Origin of the sequence: Streptomyces sp. NBC_00076, from assembly GCF_045041235.1 — a bacterium.
GTDB lineage: Bacteria > Actinomycetota > Actinomycetes > Streptomycetales > Streptomycetaceae > Streptomyces.
In genome coordinates this window covers 8,330,389-8,350,311 of sequence record NZ_CP108242.1, presented here as the reverse complement: position 1 = coordinate 8,350,311, position 19,923 = coordinate 8,330,389, and the positions used below count along the sequence as shown (strand labels likewise).

Annotated in this window: 16 protein-coding genes and 1 pseudogene; 7 read left to right on the top strand and 10 right to left on the bottom strand. The window is 71.2% G+C overall.

The annotated features are described in order from the left end of the window. Nucleotides 1–141 precede the first annotated feature (141 nt). Nucleotides 142–816 carry an expansin EXLX1 family cellulose-binding protein gene (locus tag OHA64_RS37450; protein WP_405620935.1) on the bottom strand — a complete coding sequence of 225 codons (675 nt, stop codon included), beginning with the start codon at nucleotides 814–816 and terminating at the stop codon, nucleotides 142–144. 127 nt (nucleotides 817–943) lie between these two features. Between OHA64_RS37450 and OHA64_RS37445 the strand changes: the two are divergent. Continuing rightward, nucleotides 944–1,269 (top strand): annotated as a pseudogene (locus OHA64_RS37445) (two-component sensor histidine kinase); the annotation flags it as partial. Between the two features lie 96 nt (nucleotides 1,270–1,365). On the opposite strand, the gene OHA64_RS37440 reads toward OHA64_RS37445, so the two are convergent. From OHA64_RS37440 to OHA64_RS37430, 3 genes are all read right to left on the bottom strand, one after another. Beyond that, nucleotides 1,366–2,358 carry a hypothetical protein gene (locus tag OHA64_RS37440; RefSeq protein WP_405620933.1) on the bottom strand — a complete coding sequence of 331 codons (993 nt, stop codon included), beginning with the start codon at nucleotides 2,356–2,358 and terminating at the stop codon, nucleotides 1,366–1,368. Next, nucleotides 2,355–3,593: a hypothetical protein gene (locus OHA64_RS37435; RefSeq protein WP_405620931.1), complete on the bottom strand. Its 1,239-nt coding sequence runs from the start codon at nucleotides 3,591–3,593 to the stop codon at nucleotides 2,355–2,357. Before OHA64_RS37435 ends, OHA64_RS37440 begins: the two co-directional genes overlap by 4 nt. 175 nt (nucleotides 3,594–3,768) lie before the next feature. Next, nucleotides 3,769–4,590, bottom strand: a complete 822-nt coding sequence (locus OHA64_RS37430; RefSeq protein WP_405620929.1) for an SAM-dependent methyltransferase — start codon at nucleotides 4,588–4,590, stop codon at nucleotides 3,769–3,771. A gap of 523 nt (nucleotides 4,591–5,113) precedes the next feature. Here OHA64_RS37430 and OHA64_RS37425 point away from each other — a divergent pair. Then, nucleotides 5,114–6,769, top strand: coding sequence for a purine-cytosine permease family protein (locus OHA64_RS37425; RefSeq protein ID WP_405620927.1), 1,656 nt, complete (start codon nucleotides 5,114–5,116; stop codon nucleotides 6,767–6,769). Between the two features lie 63 nt (nucleotides 6,770–6,832). Here OHA64_RS37425 and OHA64_RS37420 read toward each other — a convergent pair whose 3' ends face one another. Beyond that, nucleotides 6,833–7,423, bottom strand: coding sequence for an HAD-IIIA family hydrolase (locus OHA64_RS37420; protein ID WP_405620925.1), 591 nt, complete (start codon nucleotides 7,421–7,423; stop codon nucleotides 6,833–6,835). A 200-nt stretch (nucleotides 7,424–7,623) separates the two neighbouring features. Here OHA64_RS37420 and OHA64_RS37415 point away from each other — a divergent pair, with 200 nt between their 5' ends. After that, nucleotides 7,624–8,064, top strand: a complete 441-nt coding sequence (locus OHA64_RS37415) for an SRPBCC family protein (RefSeq protein ID WP_405620923.1) — start codon at nucleotides 7,624–7,626, stop codon at nucleotides 8,062–8,064. A gap of 187 nt (nucleotides 8,065–8,251) precedes the next feature. On the opposite strand, the gene OHA64_RS37410 is transcribed toward OHA64_RS37415, so the two are convergent. Genes OHA64_RS37410 through OHA64_RS37395 form a run of 4 tightly spaced genes read right to left on the bottom strand, consistent with a single transcriptional unit; the run spans nucleotide 8,252 to nucleotide 13,368 of the window. Beyond that, complete coding sequence (locus OHA64_RS37410) at nucleotides 8,252–9,427, bottom strand: XdhC family protein (protein ID WP_405620921.1); 1,176 nt, start codon at nucleotides 9,425–9,427, stop codon at nucleotides 8,252–8,254. Between the two features lie 37 nt (nucleotides 9,428–9,464). Continuing rightward, the gene (locus OHA64_RS37405; protein WP_405620919.1) at nucleotides 9,465–11,861 is read right to left on the bottom strand and encodes a xanthine dehydrogenase family protein molybdopterin-binding subunit; all 2,397 of its coding nucleotides are present in this window, start codon (nucleotides 11,859–11,861) and stop codon (nucleotides 9,465–9,467) included. A gap of 2 nt (nucleotides 11,862–11,863) precedes the next feature. After that, nucleotides 11,864–12,478 (bottom strand): (2Fe-2S)-binding protein, encoded by a 615-nt coding sequence (locus OHA64_RS37400; protein WP_405620917.1) that lies wholly within the window; start codon nucleotides 12,476–12,478, stop codon nucleotides 11,864–11,866. After that, nucleotides 12,478–13,368, bottom strand: a complete 891-nt coding sequence (locus OHA64_RS37395; protein ID WP_405620915.1) for an FAD binding domain-containing protein — start codon at nucleotides 13,366–13,368, stop codon at nucleotides 12,478–12,480. The genes OHA64_RS37400 and OHA64_RS37395 overlap by 1 nt, the downstream gene beginning before the upstream one ends. Nucleotides 13,369–13,774: 406 nt before the next feature. Here OHA64_RS37395 and OHA64_RS37390 point away from each other — a divergent pair, with 406 nt between their 5' ends. After that, nucleotides 13,775–15,448, top strand: a complete 1,674-nt coding sequence (locus OHA64_RS37390) for a PucR family transcriptional regulator (RefSeq protein ID WP_405620913.1) — start codon at nucleotides 13,775–13,777, stop codon at nucleotides 15,446–15,448. A 309-nt stretch (nucleotides 15,449–15,757) separates the two neighbouring features. Next, a complete protein-coding gene (locus OHA64_RS37385; protein WP_405620911.1) occupies nucleotides 15,758–16,540 on the top strand; it encodes a hypothetical protein in 783 nt (260 codons plus the stop codon). Nucleotides 16,541–16,651: 111 nt separating this feature from the next. Here the strand turns inward: OHA64_RS37385 and OHA64_RS37380 are convergent, their stop codons facing one another. Beyond that, entirely contained in the window at nucleotides 16,652–17,452 is an 801-nt protein-coding gene (locus OHA64_RS37380; protein ID WP_405620909.1) for a GntR family transcriptional regulator, read from the bottom strand. Nucleotides 17,453–17,621: 169 nt separating this feature from the next. On the opposite strand from OHA64_RS37380, the gene OHA64_RS37375 reads away from it, so the two are divergent. Together OHA64_RS37375 and OHA64_RS37370 are read left to right on the top strand one after the other, a co-directional pair. Beyond that, complete coding sequence (locus tag OHA64_RS37375; protein WP_405620907.1) at nucleotides 17,622–18,467, top strand: (2Fe-2S)-binding protein; 846 nt, start codon at nucleotides 17,622–17,624, stop codon at nucleotides 18,465–18,467. A 303-nt stretch (nucleotides 18,468–18,770) separates the two neighbouring features. Then, nucleotides 18,771–19,820 carry a DUF2637 domain-containing protein gene (locus tag OHA64_RS37370; protein WP_405620905.1) on the top strand — a complete coding sequence of 350 codons (1,050 nt, stop codon included), beginning with the start codon at nucleotides 18,771–18,773 and terminating at the stop codon, nucleotides 19,818–19,820. Nucleotides 19,821–19,923: the final 103 nt, after the last annotated feature.

Here is a 19,923-nt window from a genome sequence, read left to right as displayed (position 1 = left end):
AGTACAACCTGAGAGCGGTAAAGGCCGGGTCCGGTTTCCGTCCACGTCCGGTGTCAGCCCCGGGCTTGAATTCGCGGCGGCCAGGTCCGGCCTCGCGGTCAGTGCCTGTTCGGCCACCTCGCGGCGGCGACAACCGAGCTCTCAGCGCTTGCCGAACTGGGCACGGCCCGACTGGTCGACACCCGGTGTGACGGTGATGCCGGTGTCGGTGAGGACCTGGCCGTACACGTCAGTGACGCGGATGTCGGAACCGCAGCCGGTGCCGTTGTCCGAGACGAAGTAGTTGTACGCGTAGCGCGGCAGTTGACGCCAGGTGGAGCCGGCGCGGATCTCCAGGGTGGTGACGGGGTTGCGGTGGTTGCGGACCTGGATGCCGCACCACCACGCCGAGGAGCCCTCCTTGTAGCGGTAGGCGACGGGGCCGCTGATGTCCGGGCTCACCAGCTTCCAGGTGATCGGGACCCGGCCCGCCACGGGGTCGGCGATGCGGGCGAAGGCGCCTTCACTGAGGTCGATGTCCCCGGGCCGGCACTCCGGACAGCGGTCGACGACCTTCACCGTGATCTCGCCGCGAGGGCCCTTGACCTGGAGGTACGCCCCGCACATCCGGGAGGTGTCGAAGTCCGCGTGGTTGAGGGCCGCGACGGCGATGTCGCCGATGGCGTCGTAGAGGCAGTTCCCGACGCCGGTCGCACCGTAGAACGTGCCCTCCCCGGAGTAGGTGGTGCCAGGCTGAACACCGGCGTGGGCGGGTGCCGCCGTGGCGCAGAGTACGGTGACGGCGCCGACGAGCAGGGCGAGTGGTCTGCTGCGCATGCGGGTGCCTTTCGAGGACGATGGGGCGCGCTCGGGCGAGGCGATCCTGACATCGTCGAAAGGTCACTTGAAAGTGCAATTACAGCCATGGGTTCGGGCGGTCCCGAGCGCACGTGCGACGGACGAACTGTCCGGCGAACTCCCCCCGGACATCAACACCCCCGGCACAGGGCGGTCTACCGCACGGTGCAGGAAGCCCTCACCGACATCCGCAAACACGCGCCTGGCGCGAGAGCGACCGTACGGCTGTGGAGCACCGACGACGGTGGCGGCTTCGGCGTGACCGTCACGAACACACCGCCCCCCGCCCGTCCCTCACCCTGCCCGGTTCCCGCCAAGGCCTCGTCGGCCTGAAGGAACGCGCCGAACTCCTCGGCGGCCTTCGAGTCCGGGCCCGCCCCGGGCGGCGGCTACCCGGTGAGCCTGCGGATCCCGGCCCGCGGGGACGCCTGAGGTCCGGCCCGCCAGTCCGCCGGTCGCACGGGTCAGCCGTCCGGCCCGCAGCGCTTCACCAGCCGGCCGGCGATGACATTGCGCCGCCGACGCGGACTACTGGGCGAACAAAGGTAGTTGTGCGAGTTCCGGCATGTCCGATCCGGGTCGTCCCGCCGTCGCTGTCGCCGGGAACGCCTTTTCGACCTCCTGCCTGACGACGTCCCGCAACCGTTGCCCATCCGATGCCAGGAGGTCGGGGCAGAACACCGCGGTACGCCCGAACAAGGCGAGTGTCTGCTGGGCGCCCTGCAGGTCTCCCCGGTTCGCGGCGCGCCGGATCTCCTCGTACGCCGCCAGGAGAGCCGGGATACCCGCCCAGTCGTCCCGCTTCTCCGAACAGGTCAGCTGGAAGACCAGATAGGGCTCGGCCACCTCTCGGCCGTCCGTGGAGTGCACGAGCCGCCCGTCACGGCCCAGCGCGAGATCCGCAAGGCCCGCCTCGTCCCGATCGGCGCGCACCGCGCAGTAGTAGCCGGTGTGCGGCTGCGCGAAGGTGGCGGCCACGCCCAGTTCGAGCCGGGGGGCGTCCTGCGAGCCGAACAGGGCGTCCATGGCGGCCTTCACCGTGGGCACCAGGGGAACACCGCCCGTCACGAGACTGACGCCGGCCAGCTTGCTGATGTTCTCCACCACGTCCAGGTACGGCTCCAGCAGATCGGCGGCCGGCATGGAAAAGAGCCCGATCTCGACGTCGACGTCCCCGCCGCGGTAGGGCACCGGACCGAGCAGCCGCTTGTCGACGGTGACGACCCGGTCGAGGTTTTGGGCGTCGATGTTCTTCAGGACGGCGGGCGTGGTCACCACGACGAACTCGGTCGTACCGCCGGACCGTGTGGCGACCGAGAAGGAACTGGTGACCGCTCCGTAGAACTTCCTGGTCGCGACGCGCACATCGGCGATGTGCATGGAGGTGAGGAAGGCGTTGATGTAGGCGGCGTCGGCCGGGATCGGCCGACGCCCTGTACCGGCCGGTGTCCGTGCCGGGTCCAGTGGTGCGAAGTGCCAGCTCGCCGCCCGGTCACGCAGGATCTTGTTCCACCAACTCATGACAACTCCTCCAGAACGCCCAGCGCGGTCAGTGCCTGCTCGGCGTAGATCCATTGCGAACTGGCCAGGGCGGCGCGCATGCTCGTACGGCTCACGGCGAAGCACACGACCCTGTTCGCGGAGTCGACGAGTGCGACGCCCGAGTCGCCGACGATGGTGTCGGCGCGCGTGTACACCTTCGAGGCGAAGTCCTGCTGGGGTTCGAGGATGCTCATGTCGGCGTCCATGACGACGGTCTCCACCCGTCCTTCCTCGGGACGCGAGAACCACGCTCGCTCCCCCACCGGCGGAAGGATGCTGCGCAGGACGCCTGAGTAGCCGGCCAGAGCCGCTAGGCACGGATCCCTTTCGAGTGCGATCAGGCAGGAGTCGGTGATGAGGTCCTCACGGCACACCTTGCCCTGAGCGGCACCGATCCGGGCCTCCCCACGGCCACCGACGAACACGTGACGCACGGTGGTTGCGAACGTCTCCTCCCCGCTGCGCAGGACGAGCCCCACGGACGCCGGGCGGTCGGGGTCGGCGAGATTGACGACCCTGGCCCCGGGGTCGGGCACACCGGTGGGGATCATCTCCTGTTCCGGAGCCAGTACCGCACCGAACCAGTCGGTACGCGCCACTTCCGCGATGGCGTTCCGCACCAGTCGGTCGGTCACCCGGGGATACCGCTGCCGCAGTCGGTCGGCGACGGTCCCGGCGGACGAGACGGCCAGGTCCTCGAAGGTTCGGGCCAGCATGGGCGGGGTGGTGTCCAGTCGTAGTCTCACCGGATCGCCGTCGTACTCGGGTGAGAGAACCAAGAGGTCGAATCGAGTGGCTTCGGCGTGGGCCACCAACCTGAACTGGAGACCCTCCGTCCCGACGCCCAAGTCGGTCAGGCGGCGGCGCAGTTGCCTGCCGTGCATGACAGCCCACCAGTAGATGCCCGCCAGCAGGGGCTCCGGGTTCTCGCCACGGACGGAGATCTCCGAGGCCAGACCTCGGGTCGCCGCACCGATCGACCTCAACTCGGCGACGGGCTGGGCTCCGAGCAGTTGGTCCATGAGCCCGGCCGGATCCCCGGCCGGATTCGGACCACGCCCGCCACCTCCGCCGCCCCGGCCACCCCCACCGCCCCCGGGCGGCGGCGGTGGGGCGGGCGGCTGCGCCTGTACGGTCTGCTCCCACACGGCCGTTCCGTGGACCTCGGAGCGCCGGGTCCAAGAGGGCTCGGGAAGCGGCATCGGAGCAGGCATGACCATGGACTCCCCCTTTGTCCAAGGATGCGGACTCCGTTGAAATTACCTCTGGATCCCCGACAGCGTCGAGACCACACGGCACGGCAGGGCACGGCACGGCACGGCACGGCACCCGAGGATCAGCGCACAACGTCCGCCCCGACCCGGCGGAGCGTCCCCGGCCCCCGGCGGATCAGCGCTTGCGGCCCATCCCGCAGTAGGCGTCGACCGCGACACGGCCGGCCGTGTCGTCGGAGTCGGGGCGCCACTCGGTCACCTGGACGACGCCGGGCTCCACCAGGTCGAGGCCGTCGAAGAACGCGGCGATCTCCTCAACGGGGCGTACGTGGTACGGCACCGCGCCACTCGCGTTGTAGGCCTCGGACGCGGCGATCATGCCCGGGCTGGTGGAGGTGCTGTCGCTGATCACCAGGTAACTGCCGGAGGGAAGCCCTGCCATGAGCCGGCGCACGAGGTCGCGTGCCTGGGCGTGGTCGGCGACGTGGCCCAGCGTGTTGAGGATCATCAGAGCGGTCGGCCGGGAGAGGTCGAGGGTGTGGGCGGCTGCCTCAAGGACGGTCTCGGGCTCGTACAGGTCGGCGTCCAGGTAGGCGGTCCTGCCTTCCCGGGTGCTGGTCAGCAGGGCGTTGGCGTGGGCCAGCACGACGGGGTCGTTGTCGACGTACACGATCCGCGCGTCCGGAGCGACGCGCTGGGCCACCTCGTGGGTGTTGTCGGCGGTCGGCAGGCCGGTGCCGATGTCCAGGAACTGACGTATGCCCTGGGTTCCGGCCAGGTGGCGGACGGCACGCCCCAGGAAGTGCCGGCTGGTGACCGCCACGTCGACGAGACCGGGGAAGATCTCCTTGATCTCGTCCCCGATCTGCTGGTCGACCTCGTAGTGGTCCTTGCCACCGACGAAGTAGTTCCAGAAGCGGGCGGAGTGCGGTTTGGAGGTGTCGATCCGGGCTGCAGACTGGGCACCGGTGGTCGCCTTGGGGGTGGCGTCGGACACTGCGGGTTCTCCTGTGGCTCGGGGGTTGGCGATCACAGCCCAACGTAGGTCAACTGCCTTGCGCGAAGGGGAGTTCAGGAAAGATCGCCATCACGGACAGTGGAGTTCTGGCCATACCTGTCGCATCTCGACCGGAACCCACACCGCAACCCGTTCACCGCAGTCCCATTGTCCGAAGTCCCGTTGACGGAAGTGCCGTTGGCGGAAGTGCCGTTGCCCGAAGCCCGGTAGGCCGAAGTCCCCTTGCCCTAAGCCCCGTTGGCCGAACTTTCCGTTCACCGCCGCCCCGTTCGCCCCTGCCCTTCACCGGAGCCGGGCGTGGAAACCCCCCGTTCATCCGCCGGGACGGTTCAGGAAACAACCCGTTCCTAGCGTGTCAGCCCATGGTTGCCCCGCACACCGACCGTTGCTGAAGCCCCGGGGACCCCGCCCCGGCCCCTCGACTCCCCGGCTGCCGACGACGTCAACCGGGGGTGCACTCCCCCCGCCCGCTCCGGCATCACCGCACCCCCGAAGGGCTGACATGAGTACCACCGAGTCCCCTCAGACAGCCACCGAGCCCAACTCCCCGACCAGCCAGGCGACCAAGGAGACCCTGGAGGACTACACCCTCCGCTTCGCGCCCCGGAGTTACCGCCGCTGGACCCCGATGGTCGTGGCCACGACCGCTCTCGGCGGCATCGCCTACATGGCCGACTTCTCCATAGGCGCCGGCATCGGGCTGGCGCACGGCACCGGCAACGCGCTCGTGGCGATCGCCGTCGCCGCCGTCGTCATCTTCGTCACCGGGTTCCCGCTGGCGTACTACGGCGCCCGCTACAACATCGACCTGGATCTGATCACCCGCGGATCCGGCTTCGGCTACTACGGCTCGGTCCTCACCAGCGTCATCTTCGCCAGCTTCACCTTCATCTTCTTCGCCCTCGAGGGCTCGATCATGGCGCAGGGCCTCAAGCTCGGCCTCGGACTGCCGCTCTGGCTGGGCTACTTGGTCTCCACCCTGATGGTGATCCCGTTGGTGATCTACGGCATGAAGGCGCTCAGCAAGCTCCAGGTGTGGACCACACCGGTCTGGCTGGTGCTGATGGTCGCCCCGCTGGTCTATCTGATCGCCACGGACCCGGGCACCGTGGACCGCTTCCTCTCCTACGCGGGCACCGACGGCGAGGGCGGCGTCAACACCGCGTCCGTACTGCTGGGCGCGGGGGTGTGCCTGTCGCTGATCGCGCAGATCGGCGAACAGATCGACTACCTGCGCTTCATGCCTCCCAAGACCGCGGAGAACAAGCGCGGTTGGTGGACGGCCGTGATCATGGCCGGTCCCGGCTGGGTGGTGCTCGGCGCGCTGAAGCAGGCCATCGGTGTCTTCCTCGCCGTGTACATCCTCGCCAAGGTCGGCCCGACGGCGGCGCCCGAGCCCATCCAGCAGTTCCGCGGTGCCTTCGACGCGATGATGCCGTCCTGGCTGGTGATCCCGCTGGCGGTGGCGCTGGTCGTGATCAGCCAGATCAAGATCAACGTGACCAACGCGTACTCGGGTTCGCTGGCATGGACCAACTCCTTCACCCGCGTCACCCGGCACTATCCGGGCCGTATGGTCTTCGTCCTGGTCAACCTGGCCTTCGCGCTGGTGCTGATGGAGGCCGACATGTTCAGCTTCCTCAACGACATCCTCGGGTTCTACTCGAACTGCGCGATCGCCTGGGTGGTGACCGTGGCCACCGACATCGGCATCAACAAGTACCTGCTGAAACTGTCCCCGCAAGCGCCCGAGTTCCGCCGGGGCATGCTGTACGCCGTCAACCCGGTGGGCGTGGTGGCCTTCCTCGCCGCGTCCGGTCTGTCCATCGCGATGTACTTCCACGCGCTCGGCGACACCCTGCAGCCGTACTCCCCCGTCGCCGCGGCCGTCCTCGCCTTCGTCCTCACCCCGCTGATGGCCGTCGTCACCAAGGGCAAGTACTACCTGCGCCGCACCGACGACGGCATCGACGAGCCGCTGCTCGACCCGGAGGGCAACCCGAGCGGGACGACCTACGACTGCCATGTGTGCCACCAGGCGTACGAGCGGCCCGACCTGGCGGCCTGTGAGACGCACGACGCGGTGGTGTGCTCGCTGTGCCTGAGCGTTGACAAGGTCGGCGACCACATACTGCCCGCGCAGCCGCCGGCCGCCTGAGCCGACCGCGAGCGGGGCGGGGGCGGCACCCACATCGGCACCGGCACCGGCACCGGCGAGCGGTCACCCCGGTTCCTCTCCGGTGTCGAACGCGGCCTCGATCGGCCGCTCGTCGGCCAGCACCCCGCCCCGCGGCGGGCCGGTGAGGATCGCGCGTACGGCGGTCAGGACGTCCGGCGCCACATGGTCGGCGCGTGCCGTCTCCTCCGGCCGGGTCCGGTCGGAGGGGACGAGGATGCCGTGGCCGCCCGCCCGCCGTGCGGCCTCGACATGCGCGCCGCGGTCGCCGACGACGACACAGCCCGACGGAGCGGTGCACACCCGTCCGACCGCCCACAGGAGCAACCCCGGTTCGGGTGCACGGCAGTGACAGCCGTCGTCCGGAGCGTGCGGACACACGCCCCACACGTCGAACGGGCCGAGAAGGTCGTCGACCCGCCGGTCGACCCGGCGCACGTCGGCGTCGGTGAGCAGACCGCGTGCCACACCGGGCTGCTCGGTGAGGACCCCGGTGCTGATGCCGTGCAGACGCAGCAGACCGACCGCCTCGCGGGCTCCGGCGACGGGACGCACACGATCGGGATCGGTGTTGTGCGGGACGTCCTCGACGAGAGTCCCGTCCCGTTCGAAGAGCACGGCCCTGACGCGGCTCACGACGCCACCTCCTAGCTCGCGTTCACTGGCGTCGACCCGAGTACCCCTCAGCGGACGCGTATGCGTCGGCCGGTCCATCGGCCCGCGACGCGCGGCGCGTTCGCCCGGAGTACGCCCCCGCGGCCACACCCGATTGGGCCAACTGCGTGAGCCGTATACGAACACGCCGCTGAACAGGCCGGATTCCCTACGATCCTCCTGTGGTCACCTTCCTGCTCGAACGCACGGCGCCCCTTCCCCTCGACGAGGCATGGCGCCGCCTCACTCAGTGGCCCCGCCACGCCATGGTGGTCCCGATGACCCGCGTCATCATGGTCACGCCCCCGCCGACACGGGCGGGCACGGTCTTCGTGGCCCGTTCGGGGATCGGCCCGCTCGCCTTCGACGACCGGATGGAGGTCACTCTGTGGCGCCCGCCCACCGAGACCCTGCCGGGCCTGTGCCGCCTGGAGAAGCGCGGCCGGCTCGTGCGCGGCTGGGCCGAGATCGAGGTGCTTCCCGGCCCGGGTGGCCGCACGCGGGTGCTGTGGCGCGAGGAACTCCGGGTGCGTCCGCTGCCCGCGTTCGCGGATCCCGTGCTGGGGGCGGCGGCCCGGTCGGTCTTCGGACGGGCCGTCAACCAGCTGCTCAGACGCCCCTGACGGCCTCTCGGAGGGCTGGTTGAGGGGTGGCTGGTTCAGGGGTGGCTGGTTCAGGGCAGTCCGGGTCGCTTCATCCTGGTCAGGCAGGTTCAGGAAGTCCCGGCAGGCCTATGCCGGTTCAGGCAGGTTCAGGAAAGCCCGGCAGGCCTATGCCGGTTCAGGCCCGCTCAGGAAAGTCCCAGCCGGGTCAAGCCACCGACCCGATCCGCCCCGCCGGCCCCGGCGTCACGTCGTGGTGGATCGGTGTGTGCGCGCCGGTCAGGGAGACGCCTCTGCCGCCGCGCCGGTCGGCGACGATCTCCGCGGCGATCGACAGGGCCGTCTCCTCAGGTGTGCGGGCGCCGAGGTCCAGCCCGATCGGGGAGTGCAGCCGCGTCAGCTCCGGTTCGCTCACGCCGACCTCGCGCAGGCGGGCGTTGCGGTCCAGGTGGGTGCGGCGGGAGCCCATCGCGCCGACGTACGCCACCGGGAGCCGCAGGGCGAGCTTCAGCAGGGGTACGTCGAACTTGGCGTCGTGGGTCAGGACGCACAGAACGGTGCGGGCGTCGACCTCCGTGCGCTCCAGGTACGTGTGGGGCCACTCGACGACGATCTCGTCGGCCTCGGGGAAGCGGGCGCGGGTGGCGAACACCGGGCGAGCGTCGCACACCGTGACGTGGTAGTTCAGGAACCTGCCGACCCTGACCAGCGCCGACGCGAAGTCGATCGCGCCGAAGACGATCATCCGGGGCGGGGGGACGGACGACTCGACGAGCACCGTGAGCGGGGCGCCGCAGCGGGAGCCCTGTTCGCCGATGTGCAGGGTGCCGGTGCGGCCCGCGTCCAGGAAGGCGCCGGCCTCCGCGGCGATCGTGCGGTCGAGTTCGGGATGGCCACCGAAACCGCCCTCGTGTCCTCCCTCGTGTCCTCCGTCGTGTGCTCCCTCGGGGTGGACCAGCATCGCGCGGCCCACCAGATCCGCGGGACCGGACACGATCCGGGCCAGCGCCGCCGCCCGTCGGCCCGCGGCTGCGGCAAGGGCGGCCGTGAGCACCGGGCGGACGGGGTCGCCCGCCCGGACCGGAGTGACCAGGATGTCGATGACACCGCCGCAGGTCAGCCCGACGGCGAAGGCGTCCTCGTCGCTGTAGCCGAACCGTTCCAGGACCGACTGCCCGTCGGTCAGGGCCTGTTGGCACAGGTCGTAGACCGCGCCCTCCACACAGCCGCCGGAGACCGAGCCGATCGCCGTGCCGTCGGTGTCCACCGCGAGGGCGGCGCCGGGCAGGTGGGGCGCGCTGCCGTCCACGGCCACCACGGTGGCCACGGCGAAGTCGCGTCCCAGCTCGACCCACCGGTGCAGTTCTTCGGCGATGTCCAGCATCTGTCTCGGTCTCCTTGGCTCCCGCGGCGCGGGGACGTTACGCGGTTCCCGTCAGGTGTTCCGGCCGGACCGGAGTCCTGTTCAGCTCCAGGCCGGTCGCGTCGCGGATCGCCGCGAGCACGGCCGGAGTCGACGACAGGGTCGGTGCCTCGCCGACGCCCCGGAGCCCGTACGGGGCGTGGTCGTCGGCGAGTTCGAGCACGTCGACCGGGATGGTCGGCGTGTCGAGGATGGTGGGGATGAGGTAGTCCGTGAAGGAGGGGTTCTTCACCTTCGCGGTCTTCGGGTCGACGACGATCTCCTCCATGACCGCCACACCGAGGCCCTGGGTCGTGCCGCCCTGGATCTGGCCGATGACGGACAGCGGGTTGAGCGCCTTGCCGACGTCCTGGGCGCAGGCCAGCTCGATGACCTTGACCAGGCCGAGTTCGGTGTCGACCTCGACGACGGCACGGTGGGCGGCGAAGGAGTACTGGACGTGTCCGAAGCCCTGACCGGTGCGCAGGTCGAAGGGCTCGGTGGGGCGGTGCCGCCACTCGGCCTCGACCTCGACGGCCTCGTCCTCCAGTACGTCCACCAGGTCGGCGAGGACCTCACCGCCGTCGGTCACGACCTTGCCGCCCTCCAGCAGCAGTTCGGCGGTGGCCCAGGCGGGGTGGTACGAGCCGAACCTGCGGCGGCCGACCTCCAGGACCTTGTCCCGGACGAGCTCGCAGGAGTTCCTGACGGCGCCTCCGGTGACGTACGTCTGACGAGACGCGGACGTCGAACCGGCGCTGCCCACCTGTGTGTTCGCCGGGTGGATGGTCACCTGGGCGACGCCGAGCTCGGTGCGGGCGATCTGCGCGTGGACGGTGACGCCGCCCTGGCCGACCTCGGCCATCGCGGTGTGCACGGTGGCGACCGGCTCTCCGCCGATGACCTCCATGCGCACCCTGGCGGTCGAGTAGTCGTCGAAGCCCTCGGAGAAGCCGACGTTCTTGATGCCGACCGCGTAGCCGACCCCGCGGACGACGCCTTCGCCGTGCGTGGTGTTGGACAGCCCGCCCGGCAGCTGTCGTACGTCCGCGCCCTCGCTGCTCTCCCACTGGCGCTCCGGCGGCATCGGCATCGCCTTGACGCGGCGCAGGAGTTCGGCGACGGGGGCCGGGGAGTCGACGGGCTGGCCCGTCGGCATGATGGTCCCCTGCTCCATCGCGTTGAGCTGCCGGAACTCCACCGGGTCCATGCCGAGTTCCTTGGCGACCTTGTCCATCTGTGCCTCGTAGGCGAAGCACGCCTGGACCGCGCCGAAGCCGCGCATGGCGCCGCAGGGCGGGTTGTTGGTGTAGAGCCCGATGGCCTCGATGTCGACGTCGTCGACGACGTACGGGCCGACGGAGAGCGAGGCCGCGTTGCCGACGACGGCGGCGGAGGTGGAGGCGTAGGCGCCGCCGTCCAGCACGATCCGGCACCGGACGTGCGTCAGCCTGCCGTCCCTGGTGGCTCCGTGCTCGTAGGACAGCTTGGCCGGGTGGCGGTGGACGTGCCCGAAGAAGGACTCGAACCGGTTGTAGACGATCTTCACGGGCTTGCCGGTGCGCAGCGCCAGCAGACAGGCGTGGATCTGCATGGACAGGTCCTCGCGGCCGCCGAACGCGCCGCCGACGCCGGACAGCGTCATCCGTACCTTGTTCTCGGGCAGGCCGAGCACGGGGGCCATCTGGCGCAGGTCGGCGTGCAGCCACTGGGTGGCGATGTAGAGGTGGACGCCGCCGTCCTCGTCCGGCACCGCGAGACCCGACTCGGGGCCGAGGAAGGCCTGGTCCTGCATGCCGAAGGTGTACTCGCCGCGGACGACGACGTCGGCGCGTTCCCTTGCCGCCGAGACGTCTCCGCGGATGATCGGCTGGCGGTGCACGATGTTCGGGTGGGGGACGTGCCCGAAGTGGCCGTCGTCGCGGTGCTCGTGGATCAGGATCGCGTCAGGCGCGGTCGCGGAGGCCTCGTCGGTGATGACCGGGAGTTCGCGGTACTCGACCCTGATCTTGGCGGCGGCACGGCGCGCGGTCTCCGGGTGGTCGGCCGCGACGATGGCGACGGGCTCGCCGTGGTGGCGGACCCTGCCGTGCGCGAGGACCGGGGTGTCCCGGATCTCCAGGCCGTACTTCCTCACCTCGGTCGGCAGGTCGTCGTACGTCATCACGGCGTGGACACCCGGCAGGGCGACGGCCTCGCTCGTGTCGATGGAGACGATCTCGGCGTGGGCGACCGTGGAGCGCAGGATCTGGCCCCACAGCATGTCCTCGTGCCACATGTCGGACGAGTACGCGAACTCACCGGTGACCTTGAGGGTGCCGTCCGGGCGGAGCGTGGACTCGCCGATGCCGCCCCGGGTCGGGGAGCCCTGGGTGATCTTGGTGGGGGTACCGAGGGGAGCGCCGTTGCTCGACATGGTCAGACCGCCTCTCCCTGCCGGGCGGCCGCCAGGCGGACCGCGTCCATGATCTTCTCGTAGCCGGTGCAGCGGCACAGGTTGCCCGAGAGCGCCTCGCGGATGTCCGCGTCGGTCGGGTTCGGGTTGCGCTCCAGCATCTCGTCGGCGGCGACCAGCAGGCCCGGGGTGCAGAAACCGCACTGGACGGCTCCGGCGTCGATGAACGCCTGCTGGATCGGGGCGAGTTCGGTGCCCTCACCGGTGTGGGAGTCATGCCCCTCGGCGGCCCACCCCCTGGCCTCGTCGAGCGAGGTGCCGCCTCCACCGGAGGCACAGTCACCCGAGGCACAGTCACCCGAGGCACCGCCGTCGTGCTCGGCGCGCTGCCTGGCGTGGTCCGCGAGCCCTTCGACGGTGACGATCTCGCGGCCCTCCACCTGGCCCGCGGCGACCAGGCAGGAACACACGGGTACGCCGTCCAGCCGGACCGTGCAGGACCCGCACTCGCCCTGCTCGCAGGCGTTCTTCGAACCGGGCAGCCCGAGCCGCTCGCGCAGCACGTACAGCAGGGACTCGCCCTCCCACACGTCGTCGGCTTCCTGCGGACGCCCGTTGACCGTGAAACTGACGCGCATTACGCGACTCCCTCCGTGGTGGCGGCGGTGCCGCGGTACGACTCCCAGGTCCAGGTCAGGGTGCGGCGGGCCATGATGCCGACCGCGTGGCGGCGGTAGCTCGCGGTGCCCCGGACGTCGTCGATCGGGTTGCAGGCGCCCGCGCACAGGTCCGCGAACTGCTTGGCGACGGACGGGGTGATGATCTTTCCGTTGTCCCAGAAGCCGCCCTCTTCGAGCGCCGCGTTCAGGAACTCCTCCGCGGCCTTCGCCCGGACGGGGGTCGGGGCGGCCGAGCCGATGCCGGTACGGACCGTGCGCGAGGACGGGTGCAGCGCGATCCCGAAGGCGCACACCGCGATGACCATGGCGTTGCGCGTACCGACCTTGGAGAACTGCTGCGGGCCGTCCGCCTTCCTGATGTGGACGGCCCGGATCAGCTCGTCGGCGGCGAGCGCGTTGCGCTTCACTCCGGTGTAGAAGGCGTCGATCGGGATCAGCCGCGATCCCCGTACGGACTCCACCTCGACCTCGGCGCCGGCCGCCAGCAGCGCGGGGTGGGCGTCACCGGCCGGGGAGGCGGTGCCGAGGTTGCCGCCGACACCCCCGCGGTTGCGGATCTGCGGGGAGGCGACGGTGTGCGAGGCGAGGGCCAGGCCCGGCAGCTCGGCGCGCAGCCGGTCCATGATCGCCGAGTACGGGACGGAGGCGCCGAGCCGCACACTCTCCTCGCCGACCTCCCACTCGTAGAGGTCGCCGACACGGTTCAGGTCGAGCAGGTACTCGGGCCGGCGGTGGTCGAAGTTGATCTCGACCATCACGTCGGTGCCGCCCGCGATCGGCACAGCGGTGGGGTGCTCGGCCTTCGCGGCGAGCGCCTCCTCCCAGCTGGCGGGGCGAAGGAAGTCCATGACCGGCTCTCTTCTTCGTCTCGTGAGTCGTACGGATTCGTCTCGTGAGTCGTACGGATCGAGCCAATCCGTGTGCGGCGGGCCCGGCTCGTTCCTTCCTGTTTACGCGGAGTGAGACCAGTACACAGCTCCGTACGCCGACCGGGTCAGTCACGGAAACCATGAAGGAGTTAGCTGGCCAGGACGGTCATCTTGTAGATTCGTATGAACGAAAGGCAGCAGTAACCTCGTCGTTCTCCTGTGGAAACGCGCGACACGACCCGCGTGACCTGGAACACAGCCTCGGAGACGGGGAGCGGCACTCACCACCCCACGGGACCGTCCCCCGCGCCACGGGAGCGTCACCCGCACCACGACACCTCACACTCCATCGTAGATTTCGAGACAAAGAACGGCGGCGACGAGAATGCGGCTGCGCGCACTGCTGGACACCGACGCGCTGGGCCTGCGGCTGCTCGGCGGCGAGGACGAGCTGGATCGCACCGTGCGGGGTGTGATGACCACCGACCTCCGGGACCCCAGCCGCTATCTCTCGGGCGGGGAACTGGTGCTCACGGGCCTGGCCTGGCGCCGGGACGCGTCGGACTCCGAGCCGTTCGTACGGATCCTGGTGCAGGCCGGGGTGACCGCCGTGGCCGCCGGGGAGGCCGAGCTGGGGAACGTCCCGGACGACCTGGTCCTCGCGTGCGCCCGCCACCGCCTCCCGCTCTTCGCCGTGCACGAGTCGGTGGCCTTCGCGACGATCACCGAGCACGTCGTGCGGCAGGTCTCCGGCGAGCGGGCCGGTGACCTCGCGGCCGTGGTCGACCGGCACCGCCGGATGATGACCGCCGGCCCGGCGGGCGGCGGCCCGGACGTGGTCCTGGACCTGCTCGGTTCGGACCTGGATCTGCGGGCCTGGGTGCTGTCCCCGGCCGGCCGCCTGATCGCCGGCCCCAAGGTCGGCGGCCCCGCCCTGCCCGCCGACACGTGCGCGCGGCTCGCGGCCGAGCACCTGGCGGCCGCCCGTACGGGCCGACGCGGCCCGCACCGCGTCACCCTCGGCTCCGCCACCTACTCCCTGTTCGCGGTCCGCAGCAGCGGTCGCTCCCCGCAAGGTCCCCGGGACGTCCGCGAGACGATGCTGTCGGAGTGGCTGCTGGCCGTGGAGGCGGACACCGGGGACTGGCCGGAGGAACGCCTGGACCTGGTGTACGGCGTCACGCAGCTGATCGCGGTGGAACGGGACCGCCGGGACGCGGCCCGCACGGTCCGCCGCCGGCTGGCCCAGGAGATCCTGGAGCTGGTGCAGACGGGCGCGGCGCCCCCCGAGATCGCGGCCCGCCTGCGGGTGGCCGCCCCCGTGCTGCTGCCCGGCCTGGGCACGGCGCCGCACTGGCAGGTGGTCGTGGCGCGCGTCGAATGGCAGGGCGGCGACCTGGAAGGCGGCCCGGTGGCCCAGTCCCTGCTGGAGGAGATCCTGGTCGACCCGCACGCCACCGGCCCCGAGCCCTCCGACCGTATCGCCGTGGCCCACACGGGTGACGAGGCGATCGCCCTGGTCCCCCTTCCGGCGGTCTCCTCGGAGCACGACGGCTCGGAGACCGGCATCCTCGCCGACGCCCTGCTGGAGTCCGTACGGGACCCGCTGTCGGCCGGCCTCGACGAGGACGGCCGGGTCACCCTCGGGGTCAGCGCGTCCGTCCACTCGGCGGAGGGGCTGCGCGGCGCCCTGGAGGAGGCCCGGCACGCGCGCCGGGTGGCCGCCGCCCGCTCGGGCCGGGTCTGCGCGGCCGGCCACCAGGAGCTGGCCTCCCACGTCCTGCTGCTGCCCTTCGTCCCCGACGACGTCCGCCGCGCCTTCACCGCCCGCCTCCTGGACCCGCTGCGCGACTACGACCGCCGCCACCGCGCCGAGCTGATCCCCACCCTGGAGGCCTTCCTCGACTGCGACGGCTCCTGGACGCGCTGCGCGACCCGTCTGCACCTGCACGTCAACACGCTGCGCTACCGGGTCGGGCGGATCGAGCAGTTGACGAGCCGCGACCTGTCCCGCCTCGAGGACAAGCTCGACTTCTTCCTGGCACTGCGCATGAGCTGAAAGCCCGAGGCCCGCAGAGTCCCACGACTTTGTGAAATCCTTCACCCACCCCCTTGGCCCGGCCCATCAATTCGTGCTGAGATGCGGCCACCACTCAAAGCTCGATGGCGCGCTGGGCCTGCCCTTCGGATCAGGCCGATGTGGAGAGGCCGTGCTTGGCGACGCCGGCGAGCGGGGCTTGGTGCGTGCGGCTGCAAGGCGGAACAGGGAGTCGAGGCAGAGCTTCGGCGACCGACATCGCCGCGGATGCGCGTGCCGAGCCCCGCGACCCCGAGCTGCTCCGAAGGACAGGACCTTGGGGAGGGCAACGTGGCGCATACCGCCATGTCTGGTTACGGAACGACCGCCGGTGACGATCCACTCCAGACCGCGGTATGGCGGCTGCGCTCACGCGCCTGCTGGGGCGACGCGGCGGCACTGCTCCAGCCGGTCACCGCGCCGGCCGCGCTGCAACGGGCGTCGTTGCTGGTGGAGCGGTGTCTGTACACCGAGCTGGGCTGGGAAGAGGCCGAGGACGCGCTGCGTACGGCCGAGGCGCTGGCCCATGGGGACGACGAGCGGGGGGCGGCCGCTTGTGAACGCGGGCAACTTGCGTACGCGGCCACGTTGCACGGCGTGCGCGACCGGGCCGACGAGGCGCGGGCCGCGCTGGGGCGGGCGGCGGCGCTGATCCCTCCGGGGGCTCCGCGGCGGGCGCTGCTCGACTTCCGCCGGGGCCTGCTGGCGGAGAACCTCACGCGCTCTCCGCAGGCGGCGCGTGCCGCGTACCGCCGGGCCCACGCGGGTGCCACCGCCCACTCCGACCTGCTGCTGCTCTCCTTCACCTGGCGCCACCTCGCCGGACTCGCCCTGCGTGAGGGTGAGTTGGCGGAGGCACGGCACGGCTTCGGCGAATCCCTCCGGATCCGCGAGGAGTTGGGCTATCTGGTGGGCACGGCCCCCGCGTTGGTTTCCCTGGCGGACGCGGAGGTGGACCCGGAGGCCTCCCGACTCCGCGAGGAGGCCCGCCGGCTGTACCGACTGCTCGGCGGCGTACCGACCTGGCTGGCCCACCAGTTGACCCCACCGGCGGCGGGGGCGGCGACGGCTTAGACCTTGGCTGGGGGCGGAGGCTCGGGGAGCGTCCGGGGTACGGCGGGGGCGCGGTGGGGTGAGCCGCGGCGGGCCGGGGTCACGCTGGGCGGGGGTACGGCGGGACGGGGGTCATGCCACGCCGGCGAAGTGCTCCCCCACCAGCGACCGCACCACGTCCAGGTCACGCGCGGCCAGTGCCTCCAGCAGTGCCACGTGTTCCGCCGCGTCCGCGACCAGTTCGGCCCGGCCCCGTGACCCGGGGCCGCCGACCAGCGGCCACTGGGCGCGGCGGTGCAGGTCCTCGGCGATCTGCACCAGCTGCTCGTTGCCCGCGAGGGCCAGCAGTGCCCGGTGGAAGGCCCGGTCGGACTCGGCGTACGTCGCCCGGCACCCCAGGGACGCCGCCCGGACCGTGGCCTCGGCGAGCGGGCGCAGCTGGCTCCAGCGCTCGGCCGGCACCGTGCGGGCCAGTCGCAGCATGACGGGCACCTCGATCAGGGCCCGCACCTCCGCCAGTTCCGCCAGCTCCCGCGCCCCGCGCTCCACCACCCGGAACCCGCGGTTCGGCACGACCTCGACCGCGCCCTCCAACGCGAGCTGCTGCATCGCCTCCCGCACGGGCGTGGCCGAGACCCCGAACCGCTCCCCGAGCGCGGGCGCCGAGTACACCTCGCCGGGCCGCAGCTCACCCGCCACCAGCGCGGTGCGCAACGCGTCGAGGATCTGCCCGCGCACCGAGGACCGCTGGACGGCCGGCCGGGGCCGGGCAACCGCCGGCTCGCTGTGGGTGTGCTCACCGCGCACGGCCCCGGGCGCAGCACCCCTCTCCCGGTCCACGTCGGCGGCCCTGAGCTGCGGCGGCACCCGCACCGCGTCGACGGGGAGTTCCTCGGTCCCCGTCTCGGCGGAGCCCTGCGCGCCCTGCTCCACGGGTCCTCCTGGGGACGTGTCGGTACTTCGGGTCATTACGGCGGGTTGTTACTCGCCCGTCAAGCACCTTAGGCGCAGAAGCCACCAGTTCAAATCTCACCGACTATGGGTAAGGTAAGGCTTACCTTTAGGTCGCTGCGTCAGCCCGTCATGGATCGGTGGTTCCGGCATGCCTGCGACACCCACGGCCCTCACGGACGCGTACTCCCGTCTGACCGAGGCCCTCCCGGTGCTCACCGTCACCGAACTGGACCCCACGGACCGGCTCCCCGACAGCCACGGCTGGATCACCACCGCCGCCCTCGCCGAGGGCGGCGCGGGCCTCGACGCCTTCCTGTCCTGGGACGACGCACAGGTGCGACGGGACCACGGCCGCCCCGCCCGCCCGGACGTCACCGCCGGCTTCGGCCTGCACCGCTACGCCTGGCCCGCCTGCCTGCTGATCACCGCCCCCTGGTTCCTGCGGCGCCGCGTCCCCCGCTACCCCGTGGCCCACGTCTCGTACGACCGCACCGCGGGCCCCATGGCCTTCGCCGTGCACCCCGGCCCCTTCGCCTGCCTTCCCGGCGACCCGGCGGCCCAGCACCCCGACGCCCGCGTGGTCCCGGACGAGGAGGCGCTGCGCGCCGAGGTCCGGGTCGCCGTCGCCGAGCACCTCGAACCCGTCCTCGCCGGCTTCGGCCCCCGGATGCGCCGCCGCGGGCGGGCCCTGTGGGGCATGGTGACCGACGAGATCGTGGAGAGCCTCTGGTTCGTCGCCGAACTCCTCGGCGAGCAGGAGCAGCGGCGGGCCGAGCGCGAGCTGGAGCTGCTGCTACCGGGAGCGACCAAGCCCTACGTCGGCTCGGCCGCCTTCCGTCGGCTGACCGGACCGGCCGGCCGGCCGCTGCCCACCCGGGACCGGGCGAGCTGCTGCATGTACTACACGCTGGACCCCGAGGACACCTGCGTCACGTGTCCACGCACCTGTGACGCGGACCGGGTGGCAAAGCTCACCGCGTCCGCCGTCAGTTGAGGGACCCTCAGGGCGGGCCGCCGGACGACGTCCCGTAGGATCCCCCTCGACCGGGCCACCCGCACGGTTACAGCCACTTCACAACTTCCTCACCGGCCGCGGGAACTGTCCGGGGAACCACTCGTACGGGTAGTCTTATTCGAACTCAACTCCCGCCCCTCAAGCGGCAGTTCGAGCAAAACGCCGCCCTGAACAATCCCTTGCACTTCCTTGGCGGCCTCTTGCCCCGAAAGCCCCTGAGGGCCGATCGGATTGGGCCACTATGGCGGGCGTTACGCCCTATCCCAATGCAAGGGACCCCAGATGAGACTTACCGACATATCGCTGAACTGGCTGCTTCCGGGCGCCGTGCTCCTCCTGGGCATGCTGGCGGCGGTAGCGGTGCTGGCGCGCGGCAAGCGCTCCTCGGGGGCGAAAGCGAGCGCGGACGACTCGTGGGAGCGCAGCGAGGAACGCCGCAGGCGCAAGGAAGCCATATACGGCACCGCCTCCTACGTCCTGCTGTTCTGCTGCGCGGCGGTGGCCGCCGCGCTCTCCTTCCACGGCCTGGTCGGCTTCGGCCAGCAGAACCTCAACCTGTCCGGCGGCTGGGAGTACCTGGTCCCGTTCGGCCTGGACGGTGCGGCGATGTTCTGCTCGGTCCTCGCGGTCCGCGAGGCCAGCCACGGTGACGCCGCCCTCGGCTCCCGGATACTGGTATGGACGTTCGCGGGCGCCGCGGCCTGGTTCAACTGGGTGCACGCGCCCAGGGGCCTCGGCCACGACGGTGCGCCGCAGTTCTTCTCCGGCATGTCCCTGTCGGCGGCCGTCCTCTTCGACCGCGCGCTGAAGCAGACCCGCCGGGCGGCCCTGCGCGAACAGGGTCTGGTGCCGCGTCCGCTGCCCCAGATCCGCGTCGTCCGCTGGATGCGGGCGCCCCGCGAGACGTACAGCGCGTGGTCGCTGATGCTCCTGGAAGGCGTGCGCAGCCTCGACGAGGCAGTCGACGAGGTCCGCGAGGACAAGCGTCAGAAGGAGGCGGCCCGACTGCGCCGCCGCGACAAGGAGCGGGTCGAGCGGGCGCAGCTCAAGGCGATCAGCCGGGGCCACCGCGGCTTCGTCGGCCGCGGCCGGCAACTGGAGGCGCAGGCCACCCTGGAGCGGACCTCGGAGCGAGCCACCGCGGAGCCTGCCATATCGACGCCGGAGCAACTGCCCGTGCGCTCGCGTCCGTCCCTGGAACCCGTCCGCAGCGGATCTGAATCCACCACCACCTCCTCCGTCGACCTCACCGCGGAGGACGACACCATGGCCCTGCCGCGTCTCGACTCCCTGGAGCGCAAGCTCAAGGACCTGGAGCAGCAGTTCGGCTAGAGACACCGGACGAGACACACGGCACCACCGGGACGGGGCGCGGCTCATGCGAGCCGCGCCCCGTCCCGTGTCGTGTCCGCGGTGTCGTGTCTGCGGTGTGGTG